Origin of the sequence: Janthinobacterium salmonicoloratum (assembly GCF_051380845.1) — a bacterium.
Classification (GTDB): Bacteria; Pseudomonadota; Gammaproteobacteria; order Burkholderiales; family Burkholderiaceae_D; genus Janthinobacterium; species Janthinobacterium lividum_F.
Genome location: NZ_JBNYXV010000001.1, coordinates 2109155 through 2121800, shown reverse-complemented (window position 1 = coordinate 2121800; position 12646 = coordinate 2109155). Strand labels below are relative to the sequence as shown.

10 protein-coding genes and 1 pseudogene are annotated in these 12646 nt (G+C 61.6%); 7 read left to right on the top strand and 4 right to left on the bottom strand.

Annotated features, from left to right (window positions below; translation table 11 throughout):
- The first annotated feature begins 130 nt into the window (after positions 1–130).
- The 4 genes from ACQ4WY_RS09800 (at position 131) to ACQ4WY_RS09785 (ending at position 4514) form a co-directional block, all read left to right on the top strand.
- Positions 131–817 (top strand): response regulator, encoded by a 687-nt coding sequence (locus ACQ4WY_RS09800; RefSeq protein ID WP_034786469.1) that lies wholly within the window; start codon positions 131–133, stop codon positions 815–817.
- Positions 814–2202 carry a sensor histidine kinase gene (locus tag ACQ4WY_RS09795; protein WP_436503814.1) on the top strand — a complete coding sequence of 463 codons (1389 nt, stop codon included), beginning with the start codon at positions 814–816 and terminating at the stop codon, positions 2200–2202. The genes ACQ4WY_RS09800 and ACQ4WY_RS09795 overlap by 4 nt, the downstream gene beginning before the upstream one ends.
- A gap of 118 nt (positions 2203–2320) precedes the next feature.
- Entirely contained in the window at positions 2321–3916 is a 1596-nt protein-coding gene (locus ACQ4WY_RS09790; protein WP_436503813.1) for an ATP-binding protein, read from the top strand.
- The gene (locus tag ACQ4WY_RS09785; protein WP_436503812.1) at positions 3906–4514 is read left to right on the top strand and encodes a response regulator transcription factor; all 609 of its coding nucleotides are present in this window, start codon (positions 3906–3908) and stop codon (positions 4512–4514) included. The genes ACQ4WY_RS09790 and ACQ4WY_RS09785 overlap by 11 nt, the downstream gene beginning before the upstream one ends.
- A gap of 15 nt (positions 4515–4529) precedes the next feature.
- Here ACQ4WY_RS09785 and ACQ4WY_RS09780 read toward each other — a convergent pair whose 3' ends face one another.
- The 4 genes and pseudogenes from ACQ4WY_RS09780 to ACQ4WY_RS09765 form a co-directional block, all read right to left on the bottom strand.
- Positions 4530–5630, bottom strand: coding sequence for a glycosyltransferase family 9 protein (locus tag ACQ4WY_RS09780; protein WP_436503811.1), 1101 nt, complete (start codon positions 5628–5630; stop codon positions 4530–4532).
- Between the two features lie 35 nt (positions 5631–5665).
- Complete coding sequence (msbA, locus tag ACQ4WY_RS09775) at positions 5666–7399, bottom strand: lipid A export permease/ATP-binding protein MsbA (protein ID WP_436503810.1); 1734 nt, start codon at positions 7397–7399, stop codon at positions 5666–5668.
- A gap of 50 nt (positions 7400–7449) precedes the next feature.
- Positions 7450–8661 (bottom strand): O-antigen ligase family protein, encoded by a 1212-nt coding sequence (locus ACQ4WY_RS09770; protein WP_436503809.1) that lies wholly within the window; start codon positions 8659–8661, stop codon positions 7450–7452.
- 251 nt (positions 8662–8912) lie between these two features.
- Positions 8913–10151 (bottom strand): annotated as a pseudogene (locus tag ACQ4WY_RS09765) (malic enzyme-like NAD(P)-binding protein); the annotation flags it as partial.
- Positions 10152–10358: 207 nt separating this feature from the next.
- Here ACQ4WY_RS09765 and ACQ4WY_RS09760 point away from each other — a divergent pair.
- From ACQ4WY_RS09760 to ACQ4WY_RS09750, 3 genes are all read left to right on the top strand, one after another.
- Positions 10359–11384, top strand: coding sequence for a LacI family DNA-binding transcriptional regulator (locus tag ACQ4WY_RS09760; RefSeq protein ID WP_436503808.1), 1026 nt, complete (start codon positions 10359–10361; stop codon positions 11382–11384).
- 126 nt (positions 11385–11510) lie between these two features.
- Positions 11511–11990: a hypothetical protein gene (locus tag ACQ4WY_RS09755; protein ID WP_436503807.1), complete on the top strand. Its 480-nt coding sequence runs from the start codon at positions 11511–11513 to the stop codon at positions 11988–11990.
- Positions 11991–12054: 64 nt separating this feature from the next.
- Positions 12055–12594: a hypothetical protein gene (locus tag ACQ4WY_RS09750; RefSeq protein ID WP_353660177.1), complete on the top strand. Its 540-nt coding sequence runs from the start codon at positions 12055–12057 to the stop codon at positions 12592–12594.
- Positions 12595–12646 lie beyond the last annotated feature (52 nt).

The window sequence follows — 12646 nt, the reverse complement described above, 5'->3', positions numbered from 1 at the left end:
GTCCGGAGTGGCTCGATTGACTGCTGGCAGTATCCATCCTTGCCATGAAGGAAAAATGAGCCTTTTATTAAGATTGAATGAAGAGCGCTTCTTTACCCATTCTTCAGCTTGCGGTGGTTTAATACTCACCATGAAGATACTGCTGATTGAAGATGATATGGACTTGGGCAATGGCGTGCGGATTGCCTTGCGCGACCAGGGCATGCAAGTGGTCTGGGTGCGCAGCCTGGAGGATGCGGCGCGCAGCATCGAGCACGACAGTTGCGAACTGGTGTTGCTGGACCTGGGCTTGCCCGATGGCGATGGCCTCGATTTGCTGGCCCGGCTGCGCGCGGCGCGCCTGCCGGTGCTGATCCTCAGCGCCCGCGATACGCTGGAACAGCGTTTGCGTGGCCTGGACGGCGGCGCCGACGATTACCTGGTGAAGCCGTTTGTGCTGGCCGAGCTGCTGTCGCGCGTGCGGGCCCTGGCACGCCGCAGCTATGGCTTCGATGGCGACACCATCGAGTTGCGCGGCCTGCTGCTGCAAGTGCCCACGCGCCGAGTCAGCGTGCATGGGCGGCCCGTGGAGCTCACCGCCAGTGAATATGCCTTGCTGAAGACCTTGCTGATGCGCGCCAACCGGGTCATCACGCGGCGTGTGCTGGAAGAACACATCTTGCCCGGTGGGCTGGCCAATGCCAGCAATACCCTGGATGTGCATATGGGTAACTTGCGCCGCAAGATAGGCGAAGGTTATATCCGTACCGTACGCGGCGTTGGCTATGTCATCGACCAGCAGGGCGAGACATCCACCCCGCCGGGTGCCGGCGCATGATGGGGCGTTTCTGGGCCATGCTGCGCCGGCCTACCCTGGTGCGCCGCCTGATGATGGCGCAAATGCTGATGCTGACCGTGCTGTGGAGCCTGGCCGTGGCGTATGTGCTGCTCGAGGGGACGAGCGAAGCGAACACGGTGAGCCGCGGCGTCTTGCACGCCATTATCAGCGTGGCCGATAACCTGGCCGAGCAGCCGCAGCGCCAGGAGCAAAGCTTGCGTGCGATCGACGAAGCCTTGCGCGAGGAATTTGAAATGGGCCAGGTACCTGAGCTGGCGCCGCGCATCCTGGTCTGGCGCGAAGGCCAGTTGGTCTACAAGTCCCCCGCAGCACCCAGCGGCATCCGCAGCGCCGGCCCTGAGCAGATGGAAGTGGTGTATATCAAGGGCCAGGCCTGGCGCAGCCGCAGCTTGGTCGAAGGGGCCACCCGCGTGACCGTGCTGGAAGTGGGGGGCGCCTGGCAATTTTTCGTCACGATCAATTCACGCGGCTACTACTTGCTGCCGTTGCTGATCAGCCTGCCGTTCCTGCTGGTGCCAGCCTGGCTGTCGATCCGCCTTGCCATGCGCCCGTGGCGCAAGGTGGCGCAGGAGGTGGCGGCGCGCGGGCCGCAGGATTTGCGTCCGCTGGCGTTCAAGCCGCCGCATGGCGAACTGGCGGCGCTGGTCGATAATATCAATGCCCTGTTGCAGCGGGTCGATGCCAGCGCCGCGCGCGAACGCAGCTTCATCGCCGATGCCACGCATGAGCTGCGCACGCCGCTGGCAGCCATGCGCGTGAATGTCGAGGCCTTGCAGGGGCAGGCGCATGATGCGCGTCAGCAAGAGCTGCTGGACGGTATCTTGAACAGCGGCAACCGGGCCGCGCGCCTCGTGGGCCAGCTGCTGCAACTGACGCGCAGCGAAGTGCAGGCGGGCGGGGGCGAGTTGCCGCGGCGGCAGGCGCTCGATACCTTGTTGCAAGACCGCCTGGCGGCCCTGTCCGGCCTGGCACAGGCAGGCGATATCGAACTTGAATTGCAAGCCAGCGTCTCGCTCAGCGTACCCGGACAGCGCGAAAGCCTGGTCTCGCTGATCGACAACCTGGTGGAAAACGCCATCAAGTACAGCCCGCGCGGCAGCAGCGTGACGGTGTCGCTGCATGCGGAGCGGGGCCAGGCCGTGTTGCATGTGGCCGATCAGGGGCCGGGCATTGCGCCGGCGCTGTATGAACGCGTATTCGACCGCTTTTTCCGTGCGCCGCAGCAGGCCCAGCCGGGCAGCGGCCTAGGCTTGTCCATCGTCGCTTCCGTCGTGCGCCAGCACGGCGGCACGATTCAGTTGCACAGCGGTAATGGTGGGCTGGGCTTGCTGGTGGAGGTGCGCTTGCCGCTGGCCGAGGCCTGACTGCGCTGGCGCGCCTTGCGACATTGCATGAAGATTATTGCATGTGCCTATAACGCAAGATGAGATGGCGTGGCGCACGCTTGCGATGCATAATGCGGGACAGTTAAAAAACACCGTTATGCACCCATTCCTGTCCCGCTACCTGCCGTATCCTGCCTTTGTCGGCCTGTATCTGCTGTTTGATTGGGCGACCTATATCGATCCGATGTACGGGCTGAACATCACCCCCTGGAATCCCGATCCCGCGCTGGGTCTGGTATTTTGGCTGATCCACGGCCGCAAGGCGGCGCTGCCGTGGTTTATCGCCCTGGTGGCTGGTGAGGTGCTGGTGCGCGGCCTGCCGGCAGGCCTGCCCCTGACCTTGCTCTGTTCGGCGTGGCTGGTGCTCGGCTATGGCGGTATGGGCGCAGTCTTGCGCCGCAGTTTCAGCAGCAGCGACATTTTCGACAACCGGCGCCGCCTGAGCGCCTGGGTTGCCATCGTGCTGTTGGGCACCGTGCTCAATGCGCTTGGCTATATTTCTTTGCTGTCGCTGACGGGACGCATCCCGGCCGGCGAATGGGCAACGGCAGTCTGGCGTTTCGGCATCGGCGACACGGTCGGCATGCTGGTGTCGATGCCACTGATCTGGGTGCTGTTCAGCGAGCGCGGGCGCGAACGCCTGCATGCCGCCGTCTGGCGCTGGGAAACCCTGGCGTATCTGGCCCTGGCCAGCTTCGTGTTGTGGAGCCTCTTCGGTTCCATCGTGCGTTCCGAATACAAGCATTTCTATTTCCTGTTTCTCCCCGTGATCTGGGCTGCCTCGCGCCAGGGTTTGCATGGCGCCATGCTGGCCGTGTTTGTATTGCAACTGTGCATCATCACCCTGGTGAAATGGACGCATGCAGTCGATATCCAGTTCTATGAATTGCAATTGCTCGACGCCGTGCTGGCGCTGGTGGGATTTTTTATCGGCATCGTCGTCGATGAAATGCGCCAGGTGGCCGACGAACTGAAACACACGATGCGCCTGGCGGCAGCTGGCGAGATGGCGGCGGCTCTCGCGCATGAGCTGAACCAGCCGCTGACGGCCTTGTCGACCTATGGCAAGGCGTGCGAATACTTGCTGGAACGCGGTGAGACCGGCGCCTTGCTGCAGGGCGCCGTGGGGCATATGATCGTCGAATCGGGACGCGCCGCAGAGGTGGTGCGCCGCCTGCGCGACTTTTTCCGCACTGGCGCGATGCAACTCGAAGCGGTGGAGGCGAGCGCCTTGATCGAGGGCATGGCGCGCCAGTTTACGCCGCTGTTCCATGAGCATGGCATCGAGCTGGTGCTGGCGCCGCCGTCACCGCTGGCCGTCAACGCCGACCGTCTGCAAATCGAGCTGGTGTTGCGTAATTTATTGGCCAATGCGCAGGATGCGGTGATGGGCCAGCCGCGCGGTCAGCGCCGCATCACGGTCTCGGCCGAGCGGCTCGAAGGAGGGCGGCTGCGCCTGTCCGTGGAAGATAGCGGCCCCGGCATTTCCAATAGCCTGGCGGCACGCCTGTTCGAACCGTTCGTCTCGACCAAGGCCAGCGGCCTGGGTCTGGGGCTGGTGCTCAGCCGCAGCATCGTCGAAGCGCATGGCGGCCAGCTATGGGCCGAAGTGGGCAAGCATGGCATATTTCGTTTTGTCCTGCCCCTGGCGCGCGCCAGTGCGGCCGCTACAGGAGAGTATGGTGACAAATAATTTGACGGTGTTTATCGTGGATGACGATCCCGCCGTGCGTGATGCGCTGGGTTTGCTGTTGGGCATACGCGGCTACCGTACGGCCCTGTTTTCCTGCGGCGAGGATTTCCTGCACAGCTGGCGGCCCGAGTGGGCCGGCTGCCTGCTGATCGATATCCGCATGTCGGGCATGGATGGCCTGAGCCTGCAGCGGCGCTTGCTGGAGCTCAAATGCATGCTGCCCATCATCATTATCACGGGACATGGCGACGTCGCCCTGGCACGCCAGGCTTTCAAGGCGCAGGCCAGCGATTTCCTGGAAAAACCGTTTGACCACGACAAGCTGCTGGCAGCCATCGATGAAGCGTTTTCGCGCGAGGCGCATGCGCGCGGCCAGCTGCTGCGCCAGGTGGAGGGGCTAGCCTTGCTGCGCGCCTTGACGCCGCGCGAACGGGAAGTGATGCATCTGGTGGTGACGGGCCAGCACAACCGCGATATTGCCCCGGCACTGGGCATTTCCGTGCGCACGGTGGAAGTGCACAAGGCGCGCCTGATGGACAAGCTGGGTGTCGATAATGTGGCCGACCTGGTGCGCATCAGCATGCTGGGCACCGGCTAGCCGCTGTAGCGTTGTCTAGGCGATGGTCTGCAATACCTGATCGACCGAGATCGCCTTGACCCAGTCGCTGCGCCGCGCCACCGTGATGACGGTGCTGTTGGCGCTGTCGAACGGTGCCCATTCCGGATTTTTCTTGCGCATCAACGCCACGACAGGCACATGCACGGCGTTCGCCAGATGCATGATCGACGTTTCCACCGAAATAATCAGGTCGCATTGCGCCAGCATGGCCGGCAGCTGGAAAAAGTTGTCGACGGCGCTGAAGGCTTGCGTGCGCGACAAGCCATGCGCCTGCACGACGGCATTCACCTTGGCCAGCTCCTGCGGCATGGCATTGATCAGGAAGCAGGCGTGTTGCCATTTGGGCATCACCTGCATGCGCGCGATCAGCCCGACGATACGTTCCAGCGGCCAGCTGCGCTTGTGCGACTTGGCAAACGGGTTCAGGAGTACGAGCGGCCCCTGGCGCGGGGCAAAGCCCCAGGCGGCCAACTGCTGCTGCGCCTGCTGCAGCGCGTGCTCGGGAATGTGCACGAAGGGATAGCGTTCGGCCACGGGAATGTCGAGTCCCGTCAATTGACGGAACCAGTCTGCATAGACGCTGCTGATATGGTGCTCGCCGGCATCCTGTCCCGCATACGAGGCCAGCACGGCATCGATCTTGCGGTAGGCCAGGTAATGCCAGGGGCGCAGCGGGCTGAACGGTTTGCGCGTGCCGATCACCAGTCCATTCGGGCTGATCGCGCGGGCAAGATCCGCGTACTGCTGTGGCCGTACATGGGCCAATGACACGACGACAGGATAGTGTTCCGCTTTGGCCTCGCGCAGTGACTCTTCGTACAGCGCCGGGCTGTAGGTCTTGCGGTACACCTTGGCGAACAGGCCCGATTGCTCTACCCAGTCGTACAGCGAATAGGTACGCAAGCCTTCCCATTGCCTGGTGTCGGAGGTGCGGCGGACTTCGTCGACCCACAGGTGGATCTGGATATGGGGATAGGCCGCGGCAAAGGCGCGGAAACCGTTTTGCAGGTACGTAAAGTCTCCCAGCGCCAGATGGGCGATGAAAAGAATTTTGTCCGACTTTTGTAGAAGTTCGGCGGGAATCAAAGGCGTCATGTATCAGTACGATTTCAGGTATTCATTCGATGGTGTCAAGCCACTTGCTGGGAAAATTGCAGGCGATGCAGATTCGCATAGGCGCCGTTGGCATCCAATAATTGCTGGTGATTGCCGGTTTCCATTATTTTCCCATGTGACAATACCACGATACGGTCCGCACGTTCAATTGTTGATAGCCGATGAGCAATAACGAGGGTGGTTTTACCTTGCATCAGGTGTTCCAGTGCCGCTTGCACGGCCCTTTCCGCTTCCGTATCCAGCGCCGAGGTGGCTTCGTCGAGGATCAGGATGGGCGCATCCTTGTAAATCGCGCGGGCGATGGCCACGCGCTGGCGCTGGCCGCCGGACAGGCGCGAGCCATTATCGCCCAAACGCGTTTCCAGGCCGTCGGGCAAGCCGTCGATGACGTCCGACAGGAAGGCGGCCGCGGCGGCCGCTTCGATGCGTTGCCGGTCCGGCGCCGCATCGCCATACGCGATATTGGCGGCCAGGGTATCGTCGAACAGCACCACCTGCTGGCTGACCATGGCGATCTGGCTGCGCAGGCTGGTCAGGGAGATGGCATCGATATTCTGTCCATCGAGCAAGATCTCACCATTGCTGGCCGAGTAAAAGCCGGGCAGCAGGCTGACCAGGGTCGATTTGCCGCCGCCGGACATGCCGACAAAGGCGACCGTTTGTCCAGGCGCAATGCTCAGGTTGATGTGTCGCAGGGCCGGTTCCTGATGTCCGGGGTAGGCAAAGCTCACGTCCTTGAACTCGATGCGGCCGCTGCAGCGTCCAGCGAGCGGCTTGCCGCCCGTGCGCTCCGGTGTCTTGTCGATCAGCTGGAAGACTTCCTCGGCGGCGGCCATGCCGCGCTGCAGGGGACCGTTGACTTCGGCCAGTTGCTTCAAGGGCGTCAGCAGCATCAGCATGGCCGTGATGAAGGAGACAAAGCCGCCGACCGTGATCTGCCCCTGCTCCGATTGGAACAGGGCCATCACGATGACCAGGGCTACGGCGGCGGCCGTGATCACCTGCGTGATGGGGACGGTGGCGGAAAAGGTGGTGGTCATGCGCATGCTGTAGCGGCGCAATTGTTCGGCACGCTCTTCGAAGCGCGACTTTTCGTAGTCCTGGCCGCCGAAGATCTTGATCACTTGCTGGGCGCGCGTGGTTTCCTCGATGACCTGGGTCAGCTCGGCATTGACGGCTAGCGAGTCGCGGTTGAGTTTTTTCAGGCGCTTGCCCGTGGTGCGCACGACGATGGTCAGCAGGGGCAGCAGCACCAGGGTCACCAGGGTCAGCACCCAGTTCAGGTACAGCAGCCAGGCGAGCAGGCCCAGCACGGTCAGCGAGGAGCGTACGATCGAGGTAAATACCTTGGTCACCATCTCGATGATCTGCTGCACTTCGAACATGATGGAGTTGATGACTTTGCCCACCGTGTGCGTGTTGTAGAAGTCGATGGGCAGGTTCAGCATGCTGGCAAACATCCTGCGCCGCAACTCGTTGAGGATGCGTGTGGAGACATAGCTCATCAGGTAGCTGCTGGCAAATGTCGAGGTGCCGCGCATGGCAAAGATGCCGATGACGATCAGCGGCACCAGCCAGAAGGAAAAATTCACCTTGCCGCCAAAACCATTGTCGAGCAGCAACTTGAGCGCATAGGGCAGCAGCGGTTCCGTGGCCGCCGTAACGACCATCGCCAGCAGGGCCAGAGCCAGATGTTTCTTATAGGGCGCGTGCAGTGCTGTGAGGCGCTTCAGGTCGGGCGTGAGCATCGGTATGGTTCCTTGCAGGGACAGCAAAAACGGTCAGGCGAAAAACGAACTCAGGCAATGCGTTCTTGCTGGCGCAGCATGGCCCACAGTATCACCATCGGGAAGACCAGCATGATGATGCCAATGTTCAAGGTTAGCGAGCTTGTGGTAAGGCCAAAAATCATATAGCAGGTGCACAGTACCACGCCTGCCAGCGCATAGGGCTGGGCTGCAGGGGCACTGTGGCGTAGGGCGCGGGCAAACAGGGACAATGGAACGAGGAAGAGTGCCAACAAGGCCATTACGCCGACGATGCCGCGCTTGACCAGCGTATCGAGGTAGTCGTTGTGGGCATTGGTGTGCCTGCGTATGGAAATGCTCGCCTTGCCTTCAGTCACCAGCATCGATTTTTGTTCCATGTACCCGTTGCGACCCAGACCTGTCCAGGGGCGTTGCTGGGACATGTCAATTGCGGTGCGCCACATTTCGAGCCGTTGCCCGATGGAGGTATCGACTTCGCCGCGGTCCTCAAATGTGTGCAGGTTGGAGATGCCGAGGGTAATGCGTTCCTTGACCGTCGAGTGTGGGAGAACGTAGGCCAGGATGGAAAGGCCGCCCAGGGCCAGTAATCCCATGACCAGATAGCGTTTTCCATGCTTCTTGCCGTGGTGTATGACCAAGAAAACCAAACAGACGGGCAAGGTGATCCAACCACCGCGACTGCCGCTGATGATGGAGCCGACGATGCCTGCCAGACAGCCCAACAGCAAGGCGGCTCTCCATAACCAGCGGCGAGATTGCATGCTGGCCCAGTCGAGTCCACACATGGCCAACATACCAAACAAGATGCTGATATTGCCATAGTGAATCGCGTTACTGGTTGCGGCAAGCGGACGTGGCATATCCTGTACGAGAAATTGCCAAATTGCCAGCATTGCACCAGCAATGGCGCCGATGGCTACGCCTGCCCACCAGGCCTCTGGCCGGGGCGGATATGCCAGCAGCAGTAGCAGGACGGGTACCGCCAGCAGTGCCCGCAAAGGCATGTCGAGTTCTCGCGCCGGATCTGCGTGGTACAGCATATTTGCAGTGAAAACACAGAAATATAGCAGCAGGGTGCCCAGCAGCAGATAATCCTGGCGTTGCAGGTTCAGGCGGGGACGTTTCCATAGCAGACAGGTGCTGGCGAGCAGAAGGGTCAGAGCTCCGAATGAATATCCGCTGGTGACAGCCAGCGCCAATGCTGAAAAAAGAAAAACACAAACAGAAGTCAGGCCGAGCATGAATATCCTTGGTAATGCACGTCGTCGCCGCTATGGCAACTGAAGCAACATAAAGTAGGCGTCATTGTAATCGAAGGTGGCAACAAAAACGCCCCCGGAAATTTACTCTTCGGCAACTACATTGGCGGCCTCAAGGGGGAAATGAAAAAAACCATGGTTTTTAGTCATGGTTTTTTTGTAAGCAATGGTAACTTGCTGTTATTTTGCTAAGACTGCAAGGCCTGTCATGCGTCTCAGGCGATGGCTGGCACGCGGGTGGCCACGCCGGTGGCGATGGCCGCTTGCGACACGGCAGGCGCGACCCAGCTGCGCAGACGTTCATCGAACGGCGATGGAATCAGTTGCAGCGGCGTGAGGGCGCTGGTGGTGTGGCCCGGCAATGGTTCCTTGGCCAGGGCGGCGATGGCGCGCACGCAGGCCAGCTTCATCTCTTCGTTGATGGTGGTGGCGCCCACGTCGAGCGCGCCGCGGAAGATGTACGGGAAGCACAGCACGTTGTTGATCTGGTTAGGGTAGTCCGAGCGGCCCGTGGCGACGATGGCGTCGTCGCGTACGGCATGCACCTTCTCCGGGGCGATTTCCGGATGCGGATTGGCCAGGGCGAAGATCAGCGGCTTGGCGGCCATCGATTCGACCATCTGCGCGCTGACCACGCCGCCCTTCGAGACGCCGATGAAGATGTCGGCGCCGACCATGGCGTCGGCCAGGTCGCGGTCGCTCGTGTCGTTCGCGTAGCGCGCCTTGTTCTCTTCCATGCTGGCATCGCGGCCCGGGTAGATCACGCCCTGGCTGTCGCATACTTTCAGCAGCGACTTGTTCAGGCCCAGCGAGACGAGCAGGTCCAGGCAGGCGATCGACGCCGCGCCGGCGCCCGAGACGGCCACTTTCACATTGCCGATATCCTTGCCCACCAGTTCCAGGCCGTTAAGGATGCCGGCCGCGACGATGATGGCCGTGCCATGCTGGTCGTCGTGGAAGACGGGAATGTTCATGCGCTTGCGCAACTGCTGTTCGATGTAGAAGCAGTCCGGCGCCTTGATGTCTTCCAGGTTGATGCCGCCGAAGGTCGGCTCCATGCGCACCACGGTGTCGATGAACAGGTCGGGATCGTTCTCGGCCAGTTCGATGTCGAACACATCGACGTCGGCAAACTGCTTGAACAGGCAGGCCTTGCCTTCCATCACCGGTTTGCTGGCCAGCGGACCGATATCGCCCAGGCCCAGCACGGCCGTGCCATTGGTGATCACGGCCACCAGGTTGCTGCGCGACGTGTAGATGCCGGCCGTGCGCGGATCTTCCACGATCGCTTCGCAAGCAAAGGCCACGCCCGGCGAGTACGCCAGGGTCAGCGCGCGGGCGTCGCCCAGCGGTTTGGTCGGCGTCACGGAAATCTTGCCTGCGCGAGGTTCGGCGTGATAGGCGAGGGCGGCTTCTTTCAGGTTGAAGGTTTCGCCGTTCTGTTCGGCGTGCTTGCTGTGGGAAGTAGACATAAGAATTCTGGGAAGGGCATACATGGCCCGAGTGGTAAGTCCGAACCATGTTATGCAAGCGTTTGCACGATGTCAAGGCTGGATTGTACTTAAGCGTATCAAAACCGCTTTGGTTAACGGCATTATTTCAATGCAAGCGTTTGCTCGGTTTTTGACGGCAGGGGCATTTTTTGCGATAAAATCACCGTATTGCGATCCGGGAAGCCCATGACAAACAAGAACCCCACCTTAAGCGACGTTGCGCGGGCCAGCGGCGTGCACTTTTCCACCGTGTCGCGCGTGATGAACCCGACAACACGGCAAATGGTCAGCGCCGAGGTGGCCGCGCGCGTGCTGGCCGAAGCGGGCCGCCTCGGCTACCGGCCGAACCGCGCCGCCTCCACCCTCGTCACGCGCAAGTCGCGCATCATCGGCGTGGTCTTGCCCGACATTACCAACGCGGTTTTCCCGCCTATCCTGCTGGGCATCGAGGAAGGCTTGCGCAAGCACGGCTACCTGGCCATCGTCGCCAATGTGGGGGCCGACGAGGAAGAGCAATTGTTCGTCATTAACCGTCTGCTGGGGCAGCAGGTCGATGGCCTGATCCTGGCCACGGCGCGCCGCGACGATCCCGTCATCAAGATGTGCATCGATCAGAATGTGCCTGTCGTTACCGTCAACCGCAGCGACGAGACGGGTGTCGCGTCCTGCGTCGTCAGCGACGATGTGGTCGGCATGCGCCTGGCCGTGGAACACTTGCTGGCGCTGGGCCACCGCCATATCGCGCACATTGCCGGCCCGGAAAACCTGTCCACGGGCCACGTGCGCCGCCTCGGTTTCCTGGCCGCCATCCAGGCCAGCGAACTCGATCCCTCGCAAGCCTTTGTGTTTGAAAGCAGCGGCTATTCGCGCGAATGCGGCAAGGCGGCCCTGCTGGAACTGCTGCGCCAGTCGCCGCAGACGACGGCCGTGGTGACGGGCAGCGACCTGGTGGCCCTCGGCTGCTACGACGCCATCCGCGAACTGGGCTTGAGCTGCCCCGAAGATATTTCCGTGGTGGGCCACAACGACATGCCGTACATGGACATGATCCGTCCGCCCCTGACCACCATCCGCATCCGCCACCATGGCATCGGCACGGAAGCGGCCCGGCTGATCCTGCAAACCATAGCCTCGCCCGATTCCCCCGTGCTCGACGTGCGCCTGAAACCCGAACTGGTGGTGCGCGAGTCGACGGCGCCGCCGCGCGCCTGAGTCTGCCGCTTGTTGCCCTTCTTTTACTGGAGTATGTTTAAATCTTGATATTGATAATGATCAAGACAACGCCATGCAGACGACATATAGGCAACAACGGCGGCATGCACAGCACGGAGGCCGCTGATGCCGAAGAATTTCGGCATGCCCGGCAACGCCTGGCGCTATGCGCTGCGCAGCGACTATGGCTATTGCTCGCCCTTGCTTGACGGCATAGAGTTTGAAAACGAGTGGGTGACGATACGCGAATCGGCGATCCGCATCCGCGCCGGCTATGCCTGGGATGGCTGTTCGCCCTGTATCAGCGTGCTCGGCCTGTTTTACCTTGGCACGCCCGATGGCGCGCAGCACCTGGGCTTGCCAGCGACCTATCATGCCAGTCTCGTGCATGACGTGCTGTGCCAGTGGCGCGCCGACATTCCTGTCACGCGCGCGCAGTCGATCGCCATTTTCCGTCAGTTGCTCAAGGAGGTGCGCTTCCCCTTGGCGGGACTGTATGCGGGCGCCGTCTTCCTGTTCGGGCCACGGCGTGACTTCATGCGGCCTGGTGCGCGCGCCGCAGTGGCCGCCCCGCACTCGCCAGGCGTAACATTAAAGCGGCGCTAACGCCGCCGCCGACGCGCCATGATGTTAAACTGGCGGCCCTCAACGTATTTTGCCCTCCATCGCCATGACCAAAACCAACACGCCTTCCCCGAAACGCCGCGAAGAGGGCGTCGCCAAGCTGACCGTCAATCCCTTCCTCGACGCCGAGTTTTATGCGCGCATGCGCGACTACACGGAGCGCGATGCGGCCATCATCAAGGAATTGAAAGCGATCGCCGAGATCCGCGCCGGCAACAAGCAGCCCGATCCCCGTCTGGCGCCGTCGCTGGAAGCCCTGCGCAGCACCGTCAAGAAAGGCCTGAGCTTCGGCGACATGCTGGACCGCATGGCGGCTGGCAAGGAAAAAGGTTTGTGGGAGCCGTGGATGACGACCTTCGGCATCGAGATCCGCGCCGTCAACTACGGCGCCGGTCCGCGCAACGCCTGCCTGGTGCTGGACCTGGCCGCGAATGCCCCCGCGCACGCCATGTTCGCCAAGGCGGGCATCCAGAACTGGCGCAGCCTGGCCGCTGACGACTGCTCCGTCGTGCGTTCGGAAAAGGCGACGGAAACCACGCCGCTGAAAGTGTATGCCGTGTTTTACCTGGACCCGCTGCCAGCCTGAAAACTTCCAGTCCCCGTGCTGCCAATTCGGCCTTGTTCCTGGTCTGATTTGC